Source organism: Niabella insulisoli (assembly GCF_039652435.2).
Classification (GTDB): Bacteria; Bacteroidota; Bacteroidia; order Chitinophagales; family Chitinophagaceae; genus Niabella; species Niabella insulamsoli.
This window is the reverse complement of the sequence record NZ_CP190246.1, coordinates 173,753-196,282: the sequence shown is the minus strand read 5'-3', so window position 1 is coordinate 196,282 and position 22,530 is coordinate 173,753. Positions and strand designations below refer to the sequence as shown.

Here is a 22,530-nt window from a genome sequence, read left to right as displayed (position 1 = left end):
AAAAATCCATAAGGAAAGAGGCAAACTTCAAGCCTTATTCATGGTCGTCGTGGCTCATTCGTTTTAAGAATTCTTTCTCTTCGGATGTTAAGCGTTCGTAGCCCGACTGATGTATTTTGTCAAGAATTTCATCCAGCTTTTGCTGGGTGGGTTTGGGTGTTTTTGAGAAGGGTGTTTTCGTTGCATTATAAAAAAGCGTTGAACGGATCTTCGTTCTTTTTTCGCTCGGCTTTTCCGGGTTAAACAAGTTCACAAGCCAATCATAAAAATTGTTCATCCAACCGCTTCCGTCCATTCCTTTTCGCAACAGAAAAATAAATAAAAAACCTGCGACCGCGCCGGAAAGATGAGCGATATAAAGCGCCGGCTGGCTGGGTGGAAGCGTAGCCATATCAATAACCAGATACACCACGGATAAAATCCACAGCGAAATGCCGCCCCCGAGCATCGGGAAAATTTTATACTTGGGGCAAATGGTGGTGGCCGCCGTACAAACTGCAAGAATAGCCGCGCCGCTTCCCATAAAATGAGCGCTTTGCACAGCCTGCGGCAGGATCAGCGCATTCGACACCATAAAAGCCACGCCGCCCGCCAGCGCGCCATAGATAAAAACCGGAATGATTTTTTTAAAGCCGGTGAGATCTACCAGGATATATCCAAAACACCACAACCAAAGCAGGCTGGCGAAAAGTTGCCATATATTGAGGTGCACAAACGCGTACGTTAAAATCGTCCAGGGCTTGGAAAAAGCTTCAGCCGTTGCTCCGGAAAGCGCAAACCAGCTCAATACATTCTCATTAAAAATGCCGGTTACATCGGCTCCTTTGGGCAACCTGACATAGGTGAGCGCTTTAAAAAAAGCCAATACCACAAATATGATCATCGCGATGGCAATCAGCACCACAAGTGGATTGATCTTACTTCCGAAAGAAAGCCTTGAATCATAATTTCGCTCAGAAATTCCCATGAATTGAATCCGATTTTTTTTAGATTGGTAGATTTTTTACAGATCCGGGTCTTTTAGTATAACGTTCTCCGGTTGTTTTTGTTCCAGATTTTCAGCAGAATAAAACCCGTGAGCGCGCCGCCCAAATGCGCAAAATGCGCCACGCTGTCGCCCGGCGCCTTATAAATGCCGCCGAAAAGATCGAGCGCGATTAAACCAATTACCGCCCATTTTGCTTTTATGGGAATAGGAATGAACATTATATAAAGTTCAGTGTTGGGAAAAGTCATCGCAAAAGCCACCAAAACGCCGAAAACCGCCCCGGATGCGCCCACGGCCATCCCCGAGTCGGTGAGCAGGTGCGCCACCGCGGCGCCAAGACCGCAAATCATGTAAAAAATTAAAAACCGTTTGGAGCCCCACACATTTTCCAAAACGCGGCCAAACATCCACAAGGCGAGCATATTAAACAGGATGTGAACGAACAAATAGGGTTGCCAGGCGGCATGAGCAAACATATGGGTGACCAGTTGCCAGGGCTTGAAATGTTCGCTCGAAAAAGGCCACAAGGCAATTTTAGCAGTAAACCCACCCACAAAAGCGCCATCTGCAAAAACCGGCCCGAGCCTGTTATCGAAAATCAATTGCCCTACCCAAACCAGCACATTAATCAGGATCAGATTTTTTATTGCGGGCGGAAACTGCTCCGTCGGTCGTTGAAAAAAACTCATGCGGCAAAGATAACTATTGGATTGGGAAGAGTACTTTAGTTTACAAGTTGAATGTTGAAAGGTTCATCCTCCGCAACATTTTAAATGCTGTCAGCTTTTCAATTTTAGTTGCACCACATTTTCGATATGCAGCGTGTGCGGGAACATATCCACCGGTTGTATTTTGGTTACCTCGTATTTTTCATCGAGCAAAGCCAGGTCGCGGGCCTGGGTTGCGGGGTTACAGCTTACGTACACTACGGTCGGCGCGGCCATTTCGTTGATTTTCCTTACCAGGTTTTCGTGCATGCCCGCGCGCGGCGGATCGGTAATAATAACATCAGCGCGGCCGTGTTTTGCGAAAAAGTCATCATCACAAACCTTAATAACGTCGCCGGCGTAAAAATGGGTTTGGCTTAAATGGTTGAGCGCCGCATTTTCTTTCGCATCGGCTATTGCCGCATCGATCATTTCCACGCCGATGATTTTTCCTGCGTTTTCACTGCAAAAAATACCGATGCTTCCGGTGCCGCAATAAAGGTCGTACAAAGTTTCGGAGCCGGTAAGCTCCGCAAATTCGCGTGTAATTTTATACAGTTCTTCACCCTGGCGGGTGTTGGTTTGAAAAAAAGATTTTGGCCCGATTTTAAACTGATAATTTTCGAGCTTTTCAATTACATAGCCTTTACCGTAATAAGTTATAGGTTCGAGATCGTGGAGGCTGTCGTTATGTTTTGTGTTGATGGTGTAAAGAAGCGACGTGATCTGCGGAAACTCTGCCAGCACAAACTGCATCAGTTGTTCTATCTTTTTTTCATCATTTTCACCTACAACGATATTGGCCATCCACTCGCCGGTTTCGCAGAGGCGCACCTGCATGGTTCGAAGAAAACCGTGCTGCTCGCGCAGGTTATAAAAGCTCCAATTATTTTGAAGCGCCAATTTTTTAATCGCCAGGCGAAGATCATTCGTCGGCTCATTTTGCAGGTGGCAGGTTTCTATATCCACCACTTTGCTCCAAAAACCCCGGCCATGAAAACCGGCCACGCCTGCCTTCGGGGCCGATTCTTTTGACAGCGCATCTTTTGGCAAAAACTCATCGGTGCCGAAGGTATATTCCACCTTATTGCGGTAGCGCCTTGTTTGCGCTGCGCCTAATATCGGCTGCATTTCGGGCAGGGCGACTTTTCCTATTCTTTTTAAATTGTCAAAAACCTGCTTCTGTTTGTACTGGAGTTGCAGCTCGTAGGGCAGCATCTGCCATTGACAGCCACCGCAGGTGCCGAAGTGCTGGCAAAAAGGGTCAACGCGCTTGTCGGAATAGCTGTGGAAATGCGTGGGCCAGCCTTCACCCCAATCTTTTTTGCTTTTGGTAAGCCTGATGTCTACCACATCGCCCGGCACTACCTGTTCTACAAAATACACTTTTCCGTCAACGCGCGCGATGGAACGGCCTTCGGCTGCATAATCTTCAATAACAACTTTTTCGAGTGTGATATTTTTTTTCTTCCTTGCCAAAATAGATTTCGAGTTATGATTTTCGAGATGTAGCGTGTTAACCGCTTACGGTAAAAATTGATGAGATATGTTCTACAGCACAAGAGTGCGACGCAACGAAGCTGATAGTAGCACTGCCGCTGGTTTCATAAAAAATTACATCCGGTTGATAACATTAGCAACGATTCCAGGTTTTCCCAGCGTGTAATAGTGCAGGCCGGGTACGCCATTTTTTTTCAGGTCGCGGCTTTGTTCCAGCAGCCAGTCTTCACCAACTTTTTCTACATCGGCATTGCTGTTACATTTAGATATTTCGTTAGACAGATCCTGCGGCAGGTCGATCGAAAAAATCTTCGGCAACATGGTGAGTTGCCTTTTATTATAGATAGGTTTCAGGCCCGGCACGATCGGAACATTGATTCCATTGGCGCGGCAAGCCTCGACAAAAGCATAATATTTTGTGTTGTCAAAAAACATTTGTGTAACAATATACTCTGCGCCGGCATCAACTTTTGCTTTTAAAAAAGCTAAATCGGTTTGCATATTCGGCGCCTCAAAATGCTTTTCGGGATAGCCTGCCACACCGATGCAAAAATTGGTTTTACGACTGTTGATGAGCTCTTCTTCCAGATACTTGCCGTTGTTGAGATCCATGACCTGTTTCAGCAGGTCAACGGCATATACGTGGCCATCCGGCTGCGGAATAAAAGCGGTTTCGTTTTTGGCCGCATCGCCGCGCAACACCAGCACATTGTCGATGCCCAGGTAGTTCAGGTTGATCAGCGCATCCTCGGTTTCCATCACACTAAAGCCGCCGCAAATAAGATGGGGAACGGTGTCCACATTATATTTATTCATAATAGCCGCGCAAATACTTTCGGTTCCGGGGCGTTTTCTCAGCGTTACTTTTTTGAAACTGCCGTCCGGATTCTTCCGGAATTCGTGCTCACTGCGATGGTAGGTTACATTAATATAGGCAGGCTTAAACTCCATCAAAGGGTCCAAATGATCGTATAACCCTTCAATCCCTTTTCCCTTTAAAGGCGGGAGAATTTCAAAAGAAATCAGTGTTTCGTTTTTTTGCTGCGCTACATTGATATGGTCGATTACCTTCATGCCTGTTTAAATTAGCTGCAAAATTACGGTTCGCCGGCTTAACATCGGCTATTTTCACCCATTTCATTAATGGCGACCCTGCGCGGCGGGATTTCTACAGCCGATGCTTAATGATTGGAGGGCAGGTTGGCGAAAAACCCTTCCTATAATAACCCAGATTTTATGGCGCTTCTAACAAGCAACGCCGTGTTGGTGACTTCAAATTTGGCCAGCAAATTTTTCCGGTGGGAATCCACCGTATTGAGGCTAATGAATAGTTTTTCTGCAATCTGAGGACTCGTCAGCCCATCTGCAATCAAAAGCAGCACCTCTTTTTCACGGCGGGTGAGCATCGGCTGATTTTTCAGGTCCTTTCTTTCCTGCGTGTTAAGGTTGACGTCAAGGCTGAGGTACATTTTTCCGTCGAGCACCGAATTGATTGCCTTTTCAATCTCTTCCTTTGAAGCGCTTTTAACCAGAAAGCCCTCAGCGCCGCTATGAATCATTTGAGCAATATAGCTGCGTTCATTAAAGGTGCTCATGCCAATAACTTTCACTCCGGGAAATTCTTTTTTCAACTTTGCGGTGAATTCGATGCCGTTTATTTCCGGCATATTGATGTCGGTGATGACGAGGTCAGGCGCCTGCTCTCTCACTTTTTCCAAAGCAATGAACGCATTGCCCGCCGTAGCCGATAAAACCACATAAGGAATCTGCAAAAGCATGGCGGCCATACCCGCTATCACCATAGGATGATCATCGACCACTATGATTTTTATCTTATCCATGGGCGTTTATTTCGCATTCTATAAACACTGAAGTTCCGGTTCCCGGCTCCGATCGAATGTCCATTTTACCATTCAGATATTTTACCCTCGAAGTAATATTGCGCAGGCCGGCTGAATGTTCTTTTATGGCTTTCGGGTCAAAGCCTTGGCCATCATCTTCCACGGTAATATTGAGATGCGCTTCATCGTGGCGCATCAGTTGTACGAAAATAGCCGACGCTCCGCTGTGTTTGACCGCGTTGTTGATCAGTTCCTGCACAATCCGGTAAATCACAACTTCTGTGGTATTATCAAGCCGTTGCTCCATCCCGAGGAAAGCGCATTGAATAGTAAAATTTTGCCCTCGCGACAAGCCATCACTGTAGTCCCGGACGGCCTGCTGCAATCCGAATTTTAACAAAGCTTCCGGCATCATATTGTGCGCCACCCGCCGCATTTCGCCAATAGAATCTTCGAGATTGATCAACACCCGGTTGAAGGCCAGTCCATCCTCTTCTGTCAAGATCAGGTTGCCCTTCATCGCCCCCAATTGTAATTTTACGCCACTCAGCAGGCCGCCCAACCCGTCGTGCAGGTCTTTTGCGATGCGGCTCCGCTCTTCCTCCTGTCCTCTCAACAGCGATTGTGTGGCTAATAATTGCTTTTCGATTTCGAGCTCTTTTATGCGTTGCTCCTGCATTTTTTTGCGATGGCTATAGTTTCGGTAACCCAACAATCCCATCATCATAAGAGAAAGCAAACCGCCCAGTAAAAGCCAGTTGAAAAGATTTTTTCGCTGTATGGATACTCGTTGCAAAGCAAGTTGCGCATTCTTTTTGCTCAATTCAAATCTCTTTTCCGTGTTGATGGTGGTTCTCAGAATCTCTTCGTTTAGCAGACTGTCGCGCAAGGCTTTCGACTCGGTTTTATAGGTTGCTGCTTTCCAGCTATCTTTATAAAGGTAGGCCAGCGAAGCTAATTGTTCAAGAATCAAAACCTTTTCGCTGACCAAACGATGCTGTTCCGAACAGGCCAAAGCCTCCCTGGCAAGCCCAAGAGATTTTTCAGTTACGCCGGTGTACATAAAATAATAAGATAAACCGCGCAGCGCCGCGCATTCACTTTCGGAAATTTGATTTTTTCTGGCCAGTTGAAGAGCCGAATCAAAATAAGTTTTAGCTTCTTCGAATCTCTTCTTCCACAGATATACATCGGCAATATTTAAGTCAATGGTGGCCAACAAAACCTGATCGCCAATCGATCTTGCTATTTTCTCTGCTTGCAGATGATAAATCAAAGAAGAATCTTTCTGGTTGGAGTTGCCATAGACAACACCGAGATTGGAAAGTGCGTAGGCCAGCAGTTTGGGATCGTTGAGATTTCGGAACTGCGCCACCGCTTTTTTACCATAATTCCTGGCCTTATCATATTGTTTCATAGCAGTATAAAGCACTTGCAAAATATCATTGGCCTGCGCCATATAGGCTTCCTTGTTTAGCTTTTCAAAAAGGGCCAATCCCTGTTGGTAATAATTTACCGCCGATCGGTAATCGGCTAAATATTGATAAGACGTACCGGTATTGAAAAATGCTTTGGCAAGATGTTCACCATCGTTCAGTTTTTTGGCGGCTTCAATCCCTTTCAGGTTCCAGAAGAGGGATGAGTCAAACCGGCCCTGCATATTCAGCGCAAATGTATAATTGCTGATAAACTTTACCTCCGTTAATAGGTACCGTATTTTATGGCCGAGGTTTCTTGCCTGCCGATAATAAGATTTGGATTTTTCAAGATCAGCGTTTTCAAATGCCTGTCCGATGCGGATCAGCAGCAACACTTTGTTTTCATCTTCTTTGGCCGTTGACAACAGTCGCAACAAACTGTCCGCGGCGCCCGGACGCTGGGCCAGTGCGCGAACGCCTAAACAAAGCGTCAACAGCAGGCATATCAGAAGGAAATGGCGCATGCACAATATTTAACCGTACAAATATCCCATTTTATCTGCCCGCTGTACTCACCTGTTCGGGGGATTTTTCAAAGGTTAAAAATCAGGTTTTGGAGGGATTGTAACCCGGGTTTCGCTATAGCATCTTTGTATAAACATTTTCGGAACGATCATTTTAAAACTAATTTTTATGAACAAGTATCTTCTAATGCTGGCCATTGCGATCGCCTCATTTTCCTGCAGCAAAGCGGATGAGTCAGACATGGACTCAGACGAACCCGCGGACGCTGGTTTTGAAATTTGGATGGGCCAGAAAACAGGTTCAACGGGTAACTGGTCCAACCTCCGCTGGATGGTGGTATTACCTGATGGCCGCTTTTTTAATCAACTGCCAACAGAAGGCTTTTTGAACTTTAATGCCAATCAAACCGGCGGCACATGGGGAACATTTACAATGAACGGTATCAATGGCGTCTTTACCAACCCCTACGAAACGCTAAATGTAAAAAAAATCAGCGCAGCCGAAATGGAAATTGCGGGCTACGCGAACCATCTTTATAAACTTGCTTCGGTTGACGGGGTAAAACTTTCAGGTAAATACGTCAATGGTATTCCCGGCTGGTCCACCAGCGGCAGCTACCCTTATAGCGGCAATGATGCGCAACCCATGATTGAATTTACGGCAGACGGCGGTTTTGTCGATAAAGGCGCCTTTGTTTTAAATTTTACGATGCCTTATCAATACCCTGAAAGAGCGCCAGGGAAAGGTCTTTATGAAATTAAAAATTTTACCCTGACCCTTAACTACGAAGATGGCAGAAAAGTTACCAAAGCATTCAGCGGTGTATTGAACAATAAAGTAACGGTTACGACTGAGCTGGTTCTGGTAGGGGGCAATCCCTTCTACAGCAAATAAATCCCCGTTAAATCCACAATAATGAAAAATCTTTCCCTGCTTTTCCAATTATTTGTATGCCTTTTAGGCGCCGGTTGTTTTATCCTTTTTTCTTCCTGTAAAAGAAATGATGTTGGTAAAGATATGCAGGCGCCGATAGATCCAATTATTACTGAAATAGGGATTCCAAGCGGCAGTCCTGTCTCCGCGCATATTGGAACGGCCGGCGGCTCATTAACATCTTCCGACGGAGGCCTTACCGTATCGATCCCGCAAGGGGCGCTAACCTCAAGTACCACTATTTCCATTCAACCCATTACCAACAAAGGGCCCTTGGGTTTGGGCGCCGGATACCGGCTAAGCCCGGAAAATGTAACTTTTGATAAACCGGTAGCGCTTATTTTCCATTACGATAATGCGCTAACGAATATAATTCCAGAGGACTTTCTGTGGGTCATAACGCAAAATAAAGACAGGAGCTGGAACGCCGCGTTAAAAAGTGTTGTTGATAAAAATGCGAACACCGTCACTGTCGCCACCCATCATTTCAGCGATTGGTCGCTCGGGCGATTTATCGACCTATCGCTTACGCCGGCCTCAAAAACTTTGAAAAAAGGCGAATCAGTAACCTTGCAGGTGGCGGGCTTTGCGCGCCAGGACAACGCCGCTGAGGTCGAGTTAGCTCCGTTGGGAACGATTACCAATACCGGCGATATACTCGCGCCATTAACGCCCATTCCGGCCAATGAAGCGCAGTTGAAGGACTTTCGGGTGAAAGGCTGGACGCTAAACGGCGCGGCAGCTCCGGTATCTAATAATAGCGGTTCGCTGACGGCTTCCGGATGGTCGGCAATTTACAAAGCGCCCAATCAAAAGCCTTCCAAAAACCCTGTTGCCGTCTCCGTCTCACTTGAATCATCTGATAAAAACGGAAAAAAATCGGCTTATATGCTGACTTCAAATATTTCGATCGTGGAGGCAGATTTATATTTATTACTTAAAGTGGATGGCGTTCCTTACGAATATTATCAATATGGCTTCAACGGCGCCATTCCTCCTGATCCGAGTAATTTATCCATCGCCAATTGCGGCATTGAGGACGGTATTCTTTCCATTGCCGGGACACAGGTTGAAAATAACAGCACCCTGCTCAGCGGCTTTGCCTTGTCAGTAAAAAATCCGCGTGTGGGCACTACAGCATTGCAATGTTTGCAGGAAAAGGGCCAGGATGAGGCCAGTTTTAATCTTGGCAGCCGGCAAACAAATTATGAGATCACCCGTACGATCCGCACTAAAAGAGCGGGTGGTAACTGTGATGTGCAATTTGGATGCGCTAATTTTTCAATTACGCTTATCGACTACGAAAATACATTGATGGGCCGGGTGGCAGGTTTTTTTTCGGGCGTATTGTATGAAGATCAACCAGGCGCTTCAGACAATTGCGACAACCCCGTTCAACATACTGTTGAAGGAGAATTTTGGCTGATGAGAGCCAACTAGCTTCAATAAAACAATCAACTATCAAAACTTATAAAATGCAACAATACATGCTCAAGGTTTTATATACGAAAGCGTTATGGGGTACGCCAATCGACAAAAACCAGGCAATAAGAAAACGAGGGATCACAGCAATACTTTTAATCCTGTCGTTAACACTAAGCATTTGCTGCTACGCGCAGCTTACCCGTGAGCAGCGTATACAAGACAGTATTATTGGCTGGTGGAGCAATAACCATTGGGATCGAAACTGGAAATCTCCTACCGATGCCGAGGGCCGCCTGATAGAAAAACATATCAACAATTTCGTAAACTGGATGAAACAATCTTACACGCCCGTGGCTGGTTTGGGAACGGTCACCCGCTTTCGGGACAGTTGGGGTTATGGTGTTAAGTTTAATGTATGGAATGTGAGCTATGCCCTGAATGGAAAATGGATAGATGAAAAAGGGAATTTTAAACCTGTGTCAGAAGAAAATACGCCCTTTTTTATTCATGTCAACCAGATCGTAGGCGCTTATCCGATGGCCTTTCTCAATCAAAACGGGAACTATTACTTTACCTGGATGGCAGACGGCAGCGGCGACCTGTACGTGCATTTAAAAAATGATCCAAGGCCCAAAGGCATTCATCCCAATGTCTCAAAATTTATCACCGTTCGCAACAACTACCAGTCGGTAATGCTCGCTCCGGGAAATAAGCTACCCTTTGATGCGGTATCCAAAGGTGAGCTTTTAGCCGCGTCGGACAAAGCGCTGGCGCAAATGATCATTTCCGGAAATCAAAATAAAAAAGCAGATTACGAGCGTTACAGGAAAACGGTTGCCGACCTGAAAATCAAATACAAAAACAGCCTGGACGAACCAGCTGTGGTGCGCAATGTGCAGTCCGACGAATACATGTTTAATTTTTCTGATCCTTTTGAATTAAACGACAACGGTAACGCGTTAAAAAGTTATCGGGTCTATAAACTAGCGCCCGGTGTTTGGGAAAAAATGAAAAAAGCGCAGCCGCAATGGGTTACCATCTATTATCCGTTCTTCACAAAAGAAAGCGGTTCTCAAAAAAACGAGATGTACACGGCACTCACCCAAAACCTGAATTATCAATACATCTACAACTACTTTTTTGCGCCAGAAAAAAATAGCGGAAAACCCTACACACCTGCCGACGCAACAGGACTTAAAGCCAGGCTGGATGGATTTAGAAATAAAAGCAAATCTACTGTTGCATCCCGGGCGCCGATGCCAAAGACGACCACGGGAAATATTTTTTTTGCGGATGATTTTTCGGATAACACAGCCGGGTCAACGCCCAAAAACTGGTTTTTTAACGACCGGCTGGAACATGCTGTTGTTAAACGAATGGATGGTGAAGCTGGCAATTGGATCATGCTGGGAAGGTATAACTATCTCAGGCCGAATTTGCTACATTACCCTTTGCCAAAAAATTTCAAATTAACATTTGACCTGATCACAGACGGGGACTTTTCGATAAGAACCGGAGGCGTAGCGACGCTGACGCTCAATACCCGAACCATGCACGAGTCAGGCGCTGAAAACACCAATGGAACCGGCGAAAAAATGACTATAACTTTTGCTTCGGGAGCGCAGGAAGCCCTCAATTCCAATAATTATAGAGGTGCGGTGATTATGGAGTTAAAAAGCAACCCTTCGCTCAACAAGCAAAATGGTGCCGAAGGAGCGAAAGCTACGGCGCCACTTACCGATTTTAGCAATCGCAAACCCAAAATCGGTGTTGCTATTGTGGTTCTGGAAGGTGGTATAGAAGTATTTGTCAACGGTCAAAAAAAGCTTTCCGGTAAAGATTTGAAACTTGCTTACGGCGGCGCGTGTGTGCGCTGCGGTTTGTCGCCTGCCAGTGATATCAACTCTATAAGTTGGTCAGCCACCACCGAGTCCGATGCTGGAAAAATTAAAATTTACCTGGGTAATGTTGTGATTCAAAAGTTATAATCATTTAATGCTTAGCTTTCCCGGAAAGAAGGCAAAGGTGTCGGTGTTTGATGCCACTCCTACGGAGTTCTTTTGAAGACTTGTGATTGTTCTATGATCCTATCAGCCCTTCGGGCTTAATGGTAATTTCCAAACCCGGACGCGTGTAATAATGATAAGCATGTAAATCCCGCAAATACTGAAGGGGTTGTTTTATTTGTCTCAATAATGGTTGCTGTGTTTGATGCCATGCCTTACGGAGTTCTTTTGAAGACTTGTGATTGTTCTATGATCCTATCAGCCCTTCGGGCTTAATGGTAATTTCCAAACCCCGACGCGTGTAATAATGATAAGCATGTAAATCCCGCAAATACTGGAGGGGTTGTTTTATTTGTCTCAATAATGGTTGCTGTGTTTGATGCCATGCCTTACGGAGTTCTTTTGAAGACTTGTGATTGTTCTATGATCCTATCAGCCCTTCGGGTTTAATGGTAATTTTCAAACCCGGACGCGTGTAATAATGATAAGCATGTAAATCCCGCAATACTGAAGTGGTTGTTTTATTTGTCTCAATAATGGTTGCTGTGTTTGATGCCATGCCTTACGGAGTTCTTTTGAAGACTTGTGATTGTTCTATGATCCTATCAGCCCTTCGGGCTTAATGGTAATTTTTCAAACCCGGAGGGTTGTAATGATCATAGAATGTTCAGCCAATTAGGTAAAACCCTGAAAGGGTGATATTATTCGAAAAAAGTATTTGGAGGATGAAGTCAGATGCATTTGCCATTTACCCACCACCAACGCCGCCTTTTTCATGGCCCATTGCATTATCTTTGCGCCCTATGCAGGATTTGTTACAGAAAATAGAGGCGTACAAAAATGAAATCGAAGGTTTTCAGGCGGCAGACGCGCAGCAGGCCGAATCCTTCCGCATCAAATGGTTGGGCACCAAGGGCATCGTGAAGGGGATCATGAGCGAGATGAAAAATGTGCCGAACGAGCAAAAGCGGGAAGCCGGGCAATTGCTCAATGAGTTTAAACAATTTGCCGAGGCCAAATTCGAAGATTTAAAATCCGCTACTTCAAATACTACCCAACAAGCATTAAATATAGACCTGACGCTTCCGGGCGATGAAACAGCGCTGGGCAGCCGGCATCCTATTTCTTTGATGCGCAACCAGATTATTTCTATTTTTCAACGCCTGGGTTTTGCGGTTGCCGAAGGGCCGGAGATAGAAGACGATTGGCACAATTTCACCGCGCTGAATATGCCCGAACATCACCCTGCGCGCGATATGCAGGATACTTTTTACGTGGAGGCAGGCCAAAATAAAGCGGTGGACTGGCTGCTTCGAACACATACCAGCAATACCCAAATTCGCGAAATGGAACGGCGCAAACCGCCGATCCGCGTAATTTGTCCGGGACGTGTTTATCGAAACGAAACGATCAGCGCGCGCAGCCACTGCTTTTTTCACCAGGTGGAAGGGTTATATATCGACGAGCATGTGTCTTTTGCCGACTTGAAGCAAACGCTCTACTTTTTTGTAAAAGAAATGTATGGCCAGGATGTGCGCGTGCGCTTCAGGCCTTCTTATTTCCCTTTTACCGAACCCAGTGCGGAGATGGACGTAAGCTGTTTTATCTGCGGCGGAAAGGGTTGTAATATTTGTAAAAAAACAGGTTGGGTGGAAATTTTAGGTTGCGGCATGGTGCATCCCAATGTATTACAAAACTGCGGCATCAATCCCGAAAAATATACAGGCTTCGCCTTTGGAATGGGTGTGGAACGGCCCGCTATGCTTAAATACGGCATTAACGATATTCGTTTATTTAGTGAAAATGATGTGCGGTTCCTGCGGCAGTTCACCAGCGCCACCTGATTCAATTAATTTCGGTTTATCTTATAAAAAAAGGCTTTTCGAATGTCATGTTCGAAAAGCCTTTTTGATTTTTTGGAAAGAATTTTTTACCTGAGGTTAGGATTGATATCCTGTTCCGATTGAGGAATCGGCCACTTTTCGTCTGTTCCTACGCGGAAGGCTTTCGACGTAACAAACCAGCGGCTTTGTCCCAATGGATCGGCATTCGCCGTTCCGTTTCTGCTGGCGACGGCTGCCGAACCCGGGAAAGAAGCGCCGTAGAATTTCCCCGTCAACACCTGGCCGCCAATACCCCAGCGCAATATATCCCAATAACGAATGCCTTCTAACGCCAGCTCGTTTCTTCGTTCTCTTCTTAAAATGGGCCTTAGCGTAGCCGCATTGGTAGCAGTAACAGCCGGCATATTTACTCCGGGCCGGGCACGAACTTTATTAATCGTTGCATCCAACAAGGCCTGATCGATGGCGTCGCCGTTTTCCATCTTCGCTTCGAGGTAACTCAATAACACTTCGGCATATCGAATAACGGGAATATCGGTTTCGGTATTGGCTACGTCACCGGTATAGCCGGTATTGAATTTCTTTATACAATAACCGGTGCGCGTGGCTTGCAGCGCGCCTGCAGTGAGGCGGTCCTGCGCGGAGTTATCATCGGGATTGGTATTATAGACAACGCCTTTAAATGTGTTGCCGTTGTATAAAATGGTATAACGCAAGCGCGGATCCCGGTTGGCGCCTACATCCGCCACATTATAGCGGGGATCGCTATATGAGAAAGGCGTTCCGTCGGTAAATTCATAAGACTCCACCAGGCTGGCCAATGGATTATGAAGATGATACCCTCCTAAAATACGCGGCAAACAGTGTTGTGTAAAACCATTGGGCGCCAGGTTTTTAAGAAACCTTGAAGAAAATACCAATTCACTACTCGCTTCGTTTGTTCCGTCAAAAAGGCTTTCAAAGTTGGGATCGATCGCATTGTCGCCGATATCCATAATCGATTTAAAGGCAGCGGCGGCCGCCGGATAATTTTTTTCTCCCAGCTCCAATCTTCCTAAAAAAGCAAGCGCAGCCTGTTTGCTGGCGCGACCGGCCTCGTCTGAGGGAATGCTTTTCCAATTCGGTAAAACCGCCACAATCGCCGTCAGTTCTTCCCTCACAAAGCTTACAATTTCTGATTTCGGAGCCTTTGAAACGGTATTCGCCTCTTCCAAGGTAAGCACTTTAGTAACCAGCGGCACATCGCCCCAATACTGCGACATATAAAAGTACTGGCAGGCACGTATAAACCGCGCTTCTGCCTTCATCCTTTCGATTTTCGCCGCATCCATCGGCGTTTTATCTACATTTTCCAGGAAATAGTTACACCGCGCCACCCGCTGATAACTTCTTTGCCAGTACTGGCCCAGCACCGCGTTGGAAGAGGTTAGTTTACCATTGCCCAGAAGGTTAAAAACCGAGTTGTCTCCCCTTCGGTCATAGGCGTTATCGGTAGCGAATTCGGTGAATAATAATCCATAATAAGACCACCAGTCCGTTGCACCAAATTCCGCACCATTCAACATTTGAGTGTTTCCACGGTACACGCCTGTGAGCGCGATCATGGCGTTCGTTTCGCTGGTCCAGAAGGTTTCGCTGGAGAGCGCGTCTAAAGGCACTTTATCTAAATATTTGCGACAGCCGGAGCCGAAAATCAGCAGCATTGCCAGGTAAACCGGAATATATTTATAGAGCGTTGTTGAAAACTTTTTCATTGCACAGAGTTTAAAATTTAGAAATTAACGTTCAGCCCGAAAGTGTAATTCTTAAGGATGGGATAGTAAGCGCCCCCCGAATTGATCTCGGGATCCCAGCCCTGCGGATATTTGTTGAACGTCAGCAGGTTTTCTCCACTGGCAAAAACCCTTACACCGTCTAACCGGATTTTAGCTACTATGTTTTTAGGAATATTGTATCCAAGTTGCACTGTTTTCAAACGCATGTAGCTCGCATCCAGCATCCAGAAAGAAGACAACCTTGAATTGGCAGTGCCCGAGTTACTGATAATTTCCAGACGCGGGTAAGTAGCATTTCTGTCGGGGTTGGCCTCAGTCCATCTGCCATCGGCCTGGTATCTTTGAATAGTGCCGCTCTGATAAAAAGCATAGCCCGCATAGTTTAACAAACGCCCCTGCACTTTTGCCACGCCTTGAAGCAACACGGAAAAATCAAACCCTTTGTAATTACCACCCAGGTTTAAGCCATAGTTATATCTTGGAATGGTGCTTCCAATGATAGTGCGGTCGTAAGTCAGATCCACCTGTCCATCAGGTACGCCGTCGGGGCCGGAAATATCTTTATATCGTATATCGCCGGGGCGCGCACCGGGGTTAACACTGGGCGTTTGCGTCACATAAGAATCAATATCTGCCTGATCGACAAATAAACCATCCGCTACAAGCCCATAATAGGCGCCCGTTGCATAACCAATAAACAGATCGTTACCGTTGCCTACTAATCCATTCGGTTGATCGACGTTGCCGACACCAAGGCTCAGCACTTTATTATTGATAATAGAAAAGTTCGCTTCTGCGCGATAATTGAAATCCTTGATATTATTCCGATACGACGCTGTAAACTCCCAACCGGTATTGCTCAGCGAGCCGGAATTCTGTACCCCTACGGTAAAGCCCAACACGTTGGATACACTTCCTCCCGGGCTCACCAGGATGTCATAAGTGTAGCGGTCGAAGTAAGTGGCGCTCAAAGATAATTTCCTGTTCAATGTTGTCACATCAATACCAATGTCTTTTGTTCGCGTAGACTCCCAGCGTATGGTGTTATCTACAATGGTGGTAACGGCCGATCCTGACTGCAAACCGCTGCCGATCGGATAGTTGAAATTGGGGGCAAACACACTTTGATAGGGGTAATTACCTATGTTCTGATTTCCAAGCGTACCGTAAGATGCCTTTAATTTCAAGTCGTTGATCCAGGGAATGGCTTCTTTAAAGAACCGCTCATTAGACAAACGCCAGCCCAGTGCCACACCTGGGAAAGTAGCATATTTATACGCCGGCGGGAACCTGGATGAACCATCGTGACGGAGCACGCCTTCCACTAAATATTTGCTTTTGTAGCTATACCTTAAACGACCGAAATAGGAATCAAGCGCCCATTCGTTAGCGGTTCCTTCGTTGGTTTGAGTAGCCGCATCCCCCGCATTCAATTGAGTTAATTGATTGTTGACAAACCCACCGCGATAAGCCTCAGAAGATTCATTACGGTTTTCCTCAAAAGAATGGCCCGCCAATAAACTTACCTCGTGATCACCCAATTTTTTTGTGTACTCCAGTAATTGTTGAAATGTTTTATAATAATTGGCTCGGTTGATCTGTGTGAGCGTACCCGGACCTACGGTAACCGTTTCATTGAGCCGCTGGTTCGCCAAAAACCGCTGCGACATATTGCCTGCATAGGTGTAGCCGCCAATCATCGAAAATTTCAGGTCTTTGATAATGTCCCAATCTGCCCTCACGTTCAACAACAACTCCTGCCCTTTATTCTTGAAAAACGATTCACTCGCCAAAAAAGAAACAGGGGTTCCTGCGTTATTATTTCCCTGGCCCCAGTCACCGTTCGATAGTTCGGCGGGGAAAAAGGAAGGGTAGCGAACAATCTGTCCGATAAGCGTTACCATATCGCCAAAATCCAAGGTAGCGGGCGGCGCCGGTTGGTTATCGATAAATTGCATTCCCGCGATGCGCGTGGTCAGTTTAATATTTCTTGCAATATTATTGACCATATTCAAACGCACGTTGTACCGGTTGTAGTTATTCTTTTCCACCAGACCATTCTGATACAAATAACCGAAGGAAAGTTGGTACTGTGTTTTTTCCGTTTTGTTAGCGATGGAAAGATTGTGCGCCGTCTGTGAAAAAGATTTTTTAAAAAGCCGGTCCACATAGTTCACATCGGCGTAATTGTCCGGGTCGCTGCCGTCTCTGAACTTTTGAATTTCTTCTGCGGTGTAGGTGTTGGGCTGAGCTTCGTTCATCAAAGTCGCAAACTCCCAGGAAGGCACCTGCTCCGGGTATTCTGTGGCTTTTTGTATACCGATATACCCGTTATAGTTAATGTTCAGTTTGCCATTACCACTGCCGCTTTTGGTGGTTACCAAAATAACGCCGTTGGCGGCGCGTGCTCCATAAATGGCCGCTGAAGAAGCGTCTTTCAAAACAGAAACAGCCTCCACATCATTAGGATTAATTTCGTCTAACGAATTGGCCGGAATCCCATCCACCAGGATAAGTGCTGAAGGATCGCTTCCAAAAGACCCGACACCCCGCACACGGATATTGCCGCCGCTATTGCCCGGTTGGCCCGAACGCTGAATAATAGTAACGCCCGGCAACTGGCCCGTCAGGGCTTGGGAGAGCTGAGGCACCGACCGGTTGTTGATTTGCTCGGCGTCAACCTGTGCTACCGATCCGATCAGGTCAGATTTCTTCTGCGAACCATAACCAACGATCACCACCTCATCAAGCGCATTTTCATTTTTTTTCAATGATACATTGATCATTTCGTTAGTCGAACTTACCGCCACTTCCTGCGTCACATACCCGGTGTAAGAAAATACCAGTACTGCATTGCCGTCGGCTACATTGATGGAGAAATTACCCGCCTGATCAGTGGCCGTTCCGTTAGCCGTACCTTTTTCAACGACCGAAACCCCCGCGAGAGGCTCGCCGGTGTCGTTGACCACCTTACCGCGAACAGAAAGAATTGGCGCGTCGCTGCCGGTTGAAACAATTGCCACCAGGTTTTTTCGCAGCATTTTATACTGCAACCCAGTGCCTGCCAGCAAGTGTTCGAGCGCCAGGCTAAGGGAAGAATTTTCTGCGCGGAAATCCACGCGCTGGTCCAGGCTTTGCAGGTCATAATTATACAGAAAGCGATAGCGGCTGTTTTCTTCAATAGCTTTTAAAACATGCTTAATTTCTGTATTCTTCAACACCAGCGAAATGTTCTGCGCTCCCGACTCTTTCGCCTGGGCCTGGAAGACGCAGAGGAGCACGATAAGCATACTCAATTTCATAACTAGAAGCATTTTTCGCAGCGTGTTGATGGGCCCCCGGCCCAACTCCGATGCACTTTTTTTCATACTTTTGGTTTTAGATTTAAACAATAGGGAATTAATGTTTCCACATTAACCCCCGTTTTTTCCCGCCGGTAAGTGTTGCAGCATTTACCGGTTTTTCTTTGAAATAGTTATCGATCTGTCGTTAATCGTATAATTAAACTGAGCAATCTGTTGCAGGGCCTGAAGCGCATCCGTGACCGATTCATCTTCAAACACTCCACGCAAGCGATAATTGGCAACCGCCGTATCCGTAAACGTGATCTTCACGTCAAACCATCGTTCCATTTTAACCGCCAGTTCGGCAAACGAATCTCCATCGAAAAGCAACTTATTATGTATCCAGGAAGTTTCAATAAAGGATGAGTCGGCCGCTTTCAACAACACGGGTTCGATGCGATAAACAGGGGGCTTCACGCCGCTTTTTGCGGTAGAAAAAGCGGCCTTCTTGGTTTGCTTTTTAAACACCAGTTTTTCATTGGGCCGAAGCTGAACCGTTCCGATGTCATCTCCCGAGGGCGCCGTTACCTGTATAGAACCATGTACGAGCGTCGCTTCAATTTTATCTTCTTCCCCATAAGATTTTACATTAAAAGCTGTGCCCAATACGCGGATATCAATGTCGGATGTATGAACAATAAAAGGGCGTTTTTGGTCTTTTTTTACTTCAAAGAAGGCCTCGCCTTCCAGATAAACCTCGCGCAATTGCTTATTAAAGCTTTTATCGTAATGCAGGCTGGACCTAGCGTTGAGCCAAACGGCCGTTCCGTCGGGCAAGATAACATGCGACCGCATGCCCCCCACCGTTGCTACCTGGTGGTCGCGAGGGCTTTTTCCTGTAATCCGCTCTTCAAACAAAATTGCCGTAAGCAGGATGGCAAAAAAAACTGCCGCAGCTGCCCACCAAAGCAAACGCCGCCTGATGCCAGCTTTGGAGTTTGAGAGGGTGCCAGACACTGTCGCGTCGGCCGATTTTGCTTTGTTTAAGATGCGATCGAAATGCGCATTGTCCGTAACCGCCTCCACTTCGCCCGCAGCCTGTCCGCTCCAGTAAGTCTGCAGCATTTCAATCAGGTAATGATCCTGGGGGTGATTCCTGATCCAGGCTTCCAGTTCCTGCAGCTCCTCGGGGGTCGCTTCGCCCGAAAGTTGGCGGGATAATAATATGGCAAGTTGCTCCTGCATACGCTTTGTCATACTAATAGACAGCGCGTCGCAAAGAACACCCTAAAAGAAATTTATTTTTTTTGAAATCTGGCCGGGAAATAATCAAAATATTTGCCCACGGCGTCTCCAATACGTTTCACCGCGATCACCAACTGGGCGTCGACGGTCTTTTCTGATATTTCCAAAATTTCTGCTACTTCCTTATACTTCAGGCCATCTTCGCGCACCAGTTTAAATACCAGTTTGCATTTGGGAGGAAGCGCATCCACCGCTTTCTTGATACGCGATAATATTTCGGCAGTAATTAATTGCTGGTCGGGCGCGTAGTCGTCTCTCAGCGCTACATCGATAAAATCAAAGCTATCGACCGTCACTTCCCTGGCTTTTCGGGAAAGCAGGTTGAGCGCTGTATTTTTGGTGGCGGTATATAAATACGTGGTAATATTTTCGATCTGCTGAATGCGATCGCGGCGGCGCCAGATTTTCACAAAGACTTCGTCTACCACATCGATCGAAGCCTCCCGGTTTCTAGTGATGGAAAAGGCGAATGCCGTCAACCTGGGTGCATAGGCGTTAAACAAACTTCGAAAAGCCTGTTCATTGCCGCACGCAATCTGTTGCTTCCAATATTCGAAGGAAGCATCATCTGGTTTCGAGAATTCAGCTATCATAAAAAAGAAGGCAGATAGCGAATGTAAGCATTCTTATCGGATTCTGAATCCGGCGCTGCAACATCATGCGCCACCGCCTCCTTGCTGGTTACCTCTTTAGCGCGCCCACTCGACGTCCGCGCTTTTTACTTCCCGGGCGTTTGTACCAATCATAATTTCAAAGGCACCGGGCTCCCAGTCATACTGTAAATTGCTGTTGTAAAACTTCAAATCTTCGGTAGTCACCTCAAAGGAAACCGTTTTTGAAGCGCCGGCGGCCAGCTTTATTTTTTGAAAGCCTTTTAGCTCTTTCACCGGGCGTGTTACCGATCCGACTAAGTCGCGAATATAAAGTTGTACTACTTCAGCGCCATCATGCGAACCTGTATTTTTGATCACCACACTGGCTTTGAGCGTTTGATTTCCCTTTAGCCGGGTGGCGCTTAGCTTAATATCGCCATAAGAAAAGGAAGTGTAGCTGAGCCCGAACCCAAAAGGGTACAGCGGTTCGTTGCTCACGTCGATATAATTACTTCTGAATTTCTGAAACCATTTCCCTTCTGCCAGGGGGCGCCCGGTATTTTTATGCGCATAGTAGATGGGGATCTGGCCAACGTTTTGTGGAAAGCTCATGGTAAGTTTTCCGGAAGGGTTAACATCTCCAAATAAAACATCCGCGATCGCCGAACCGGCTTCACTTCCGCCAAACCAAACGTTCAAAATAGCAGGGACATGCTGCTGCTCCCATGTGAGCGTAAGCGGACGGCCGGTGAATAACACCAGCACCACAGGCTTGCCGGTAGCTAATAGCCGCTTCAACAATTTTTGCTGGGTTTTTGGAATATCGAGATTAGACCGGCTGCTGCTTTCACCACTGAACTCGGCCGCCTCGCCCATGGCGGCAACAATGACGTCGGCGCGCGCGGCCACTTCCAGCGCTTCTTTTGCAAGCGCTTCTTCGCTGCGCTGATCGCGGTTAAGCGTTTTGCCAAACATAGTGGCCCGCTCTTCTAAAATGGAATCGCCGGTAAGATTGCTTCCTTTTGCGTAAAGTATCTCAGTGCCACTGCCGGCCACCAGTTTTAAACCAGCCAATAAAGAAACGGACCGATCCTGTTTAGTGGCCACGCTCCAGGTGCCTGCCATATTATTGGCAGCATCTGCCAACGGCCCGATCAAAGCAATTTTGCCGCTTTTCTGCAAAGGCAACACTTTGTTTTCGTTTTTTAGCAGGACAAAACTCTGCGCCGCCGTTTCACGCGCAATTTTCCGGTGGGCGGCTGTAAAGATTTCGTTTTGAGCCCGTGTTGTGCTGCAATATTTATACGGATCCTTAAAAAGGCCCAACTTGTATTTGGCTTCCAGCATGCGCCGACAGGCCGCGTTTATTTCCGCTATCGTTATTTTATTTTCGCTCAAAGATTTCTTCAATGTTTTTAAGAAGCCTTCGCCTACCATGTCCATATCCACGCCGGCTTTCAAGGCAAGCGCAGACACCGCCTGCAAGTCGCCCATGCCGTGATCAACCATTTCGTTGATGCCCGTGTAGTCGGTAACAACAAACCCCGTAAATCCCCATTGTTTGCGCAACACATCTGTCAACAGCCATTTATTTCCTGTGGCAGGAATGCCATCAATTTCGTTGAAAGAAGCCATCACACTTGCCACCCCGGCGTCCACCGCTGCTTTATAGGGCGGAAAATATTCGTTGTACATGCGGATACGGCTCATATCAACCGTATTATAGTCGCGGCCGGCCTCCCCGGCGCCATATAAAGCAAAGTGTTTGACGCAGGCGAGAATATGATTATTAGATTTTAGATCGCCCTGATAGCCTTTTACCATTGCTTTCGCAATCTGTGCGCCGAGGTAAGCGTCTTCGCCATTGCCCTCCGAAACACGGCCCCAGCGGGGATCGCGACTGATATCCACCATCGGGCTAAAAGTCCAGTTGATACCATCAGCGCTGGCTTCAATAGCAGCGATGCGGGCCGATTGTTCGATAGCCTTCATATCCCAACTACAGGACAAACCCAAAGGAATGGGAAAGGTTGTTTCGTACCCGTGAATTACATCCATCCCAAATAACATGGGAATTTTCAGGCGGCTTTCCTCCACCGCCACTTTTTGAATGGCTTTTATTTTATCAACCCCTTTGATATTAAATAAGCCGCCGACAAGGCCTTTTTTTACGTTCGCCCCTATGTTAGAGTTGGTGGCTGTACCGGTTGTGAATTCTCCCGCGCTGGGAAGATTCAACTGGCCTATTTTTTCATCCAGCGTCATTTTGCCCATGAGCGCGCTCACGAATTTATTCATGGCGGCATCTGCCTGTTGGGCCGTGGCGGCTGTTGTTACCCACAGGAGCAACACAACCGACAAATAGATATTCTTGATCATACTTTTA

General features: G+C 46.6%; 16 protein-coding genes. 4 read left to right on the top strand and 12 right to left on the bottom strand.

What is annotated here, in order from left to right; all coding sequences use genetic code 11:
• Nucleotides 1-34: 34 nt before the first annotated feature.
• The 6 genes from ABDK00_RS00830 to ABDK00_RS00805 all read right to left on the bottom strand — a co-directional run bounded on the left by ABDK00_RS00830 (nucleotide 35) and on the right by ABDK00_RS00805 (nucleotide 6,978).
• The gene (locus tag ABDK00_RS00830) at nucleotides 35-967 is read right to left on the bottom strand and encodes a rhomboid family intramembrane serine protease (RefSeq protein WP_346237608.1); all 933 of its coding nucleotides are present in this window, start codon (nucleotides 965-967) and stop codon (nucleotides 35-37) included.
• 53 nt (nucleotides 968-1,020) lie between these two features.
• On the bottom strand, nucleotides 1,021-1,677 hold the full coding sequence (locus ABDK00_RS00825; RefSeq protein ID WP_346237607.1) for a rhomboid family intramembrane serine protease: 657 nt from the start codon (nucleotides 1,675-1,677) through the stop codon (nucleotides 1,021-1,023).
• A 90-nt stretch (nucleotides 1,678-1,767) separates the two neighbouring features.
• Nucleotides 1,768-3,174 (bottom strand): 23S rRNA (uracil(1939)-C(5))-methyltransferase RlmD, encoded by a 1,407-nt coding sequence (rlmD, locus tag ABDK00_RS00820; RefSeq protein ID WP_346237606.1) that lies wholly within the window; start codon nucleotides 3,172-3,174, stop codon nucleotides 1,768-1,770.
• A 135-nt stretch (nucleotides 3,175-3,309) separates the two neighbouring features.
• A complete protein-coding gene (locus ABDK00_RS00815) occupies nucleotides 3,310-4,269 on the bottom strand; it encodes a methylenetetrahydrofolate reductase (RefSeq protein WP_346237605.1) in 960 nt (319 codons plus the stop codon).
• Between the two features lie 143 nt (nucleotides 4,270-4,412).
• The gene (locus tag ABDK00_RS00810; protein ID WP_346237604.1) at nucleotides 4,413-5,036 is read right to left on the bottom strand and encodes a response regulator transcription factor; all 624 of its coding nucleotides are present in this window, start codon (nucleotides 5,034-5,036) and stop codon (nucleotides 4,413-4,415) included.
• Nucleotides 5,029-6,978 (bottom strand): tetratricopeptide repeat-containing sensor histidine kinase, encoded by a 1,950-nt coding sequence (locus ABDK00_RS00805; RefSeq protein WP_346237603.1) that lies wholly within the window; start codon nucleotides 6,976-6,978, stop codon nucleotides 5,029-5,031. The genes ABDK00_RS00810 and ABDK00_RS00805 overlap by 8 nt, the downstream gene beginning before the upstream one ends.
• Before the next feature lie 169 nt (nucleotides 6,979-7,147).
• Here ABDK00_RS00805 and ABDK00_RS00800 point away from each other — a divergent pair, with 169 nt between their 5' ends.
• Genes ABDK00_RS00800 through ABDK00_RS00790 form a run of 3 tightly spaced genes read left to right on the top strand, consistent with a single transcriptional unit; the run spans nucleotide 7,148 to nucleotide 11,325 of the window.
• The gene (locus tag ABDK00_RS00800) at nucleotides 7,148-7,873 is read left to right on the top strand and encodes a hypothetical protein (protein WP_346237602.1); all 726 of its coding nucleotides are present in this window, start codon (nucleotides 7,148-7,150) and stop codon (nucleotides 7,871-7,873) included.
• A 21-nt stretch (nucleotides 7,874-7,894) separates the two neighbouring features.
• Entirely contained in the window at nucleotides 7,895-9,352 is a 1,458-nt protein-coding gene (locus tag ABDK00_RS00795) for a hypothetical protein (protein WP_346237601.1), read from the top strand.
• A gap of 35 nt (nucleotides 9,353-9,387) precedes the next feature.
• Nucleotides 9,388-11,325: a hypothetical protein gene (locus tag ABDK00_RS00790; RefSeq protein WP_346237600.1), complete on the top strand. Its 1,938-nt coding sequence runs from the start codon at nucleotides 9,388-9,390 to the stop codon at nucleotides 11,323-11,325.
• 439 nt (nucleotides 11,326-11,764) lie between these two features.
• On the opposite strand, the gene ABDK00_RS00785 is transcribed toward ABDK00_RS00790, so the two are convergent.
• Nucleotides 11,765-11,902: a hypothetical protein gene (locus ABDK00_RS00785; RefSeq protein ID WP_346237599.1), complete on the bottom strand. Its 138-nt coding sequence runs from the start codon at nucleotides 11,900-11,902 to the stop codon at nucleotides 11,765-11,767.
• 166 nt (nucleotides 11,903-12,068) lie between these two features.
• Between ABDK00_RS00785 and pheS the strand changes: the two genes are divergently transcribed.
• Nucleotides 12,069-13,187: a phenylalanine--tRNA ligase subunit alpha gene (gene pheS / locus ABDK00_RS00780; RefSeq protein ID WP_425474787.1), complete on the top strand. Its 1,119-nt coding sequence runs from the start codon at nucleotides 12,069-12,071 to the stop codon at nucleotides 13,185-13,187.
• Between the two features lie 86 nt (nucleotides 13,188-13,273).
• Here the strand turns inward: pheS and ABDK00_RS00775 are convergent, their stop codons facing one another.
• The 5 genes from ABDK00_RS00775 to bglX all read right to left on the bottom strand — a co-directional run bounded on the left by ABDK00_RS00775 (nucleotide 13,274) and on the right by bglX (nucleotide 22,523).
• Nucleotides 13,274-14,941 (bottom strand): RagB/SusD family nutrient uptake outer membrane protein, encoded by a 1,668-nt coding sequence (locus ABDK00_RS00775; protein WP_346237598.1) that lies wholly within the window; start codon nucleotides 14,939-14,941, stop codon nucleotides 13,274-13,276.
• 17 nt (nucleotides 14,942-14,958) lie between these two features.
• Nucleotides 14,959-18,330, bottom strand: coding sequence for a TonB-dependent receptor (locus ABDK00_RS00770; protein ID WP_346237597.1), 3,372 nt, complete (start codon nucleotides 18,328-18,330; stop codon nucleotides 14,959-14,961).
• An 84-nt stretch (nucleotides 18,331-18,414) separates the two neighbouring features.
• A complete protein-coding gene (locus ABDK00_RS00765) occupies nucleotides 18,415-19,503 on the bottom strand; it encodes a FecR family protein (RefSeq protein WP_346237596.1) in 1,089 nt (362 codons plus the stop codon).
• A 41-nt stretch (nucleotides 19,504-19,544) separates the two neighbouring features.
• Entirely contained in the window at nucleotides 19,545-20,144 is a 600-nt protein-coding gene (locus ABDK00_RS00760; RefSeq protein WP_346237595.1) for an RNA polymerase sigma-70 factor, read from the bottom strand.
• A gap of 96 nt (nucleotides 20,145-20,240) precedes the next feature.
• The gene (gene bglX, locus ABDK00_RS00755; RefSeq protein WP_346237594.1) at nucleotides 20,241-22,523 is read right to left on the bottom strand and encodes a beta-glucosidase BglX; all 2,283 of its coding nucleotides are present in this window, start codon (nucleotides 22,521-22,523) and stop codon (nucleotides 20,241-20,243) included.
• Nucleotides 22,524-22,530 lie beyond the last annotated feature (7 nt).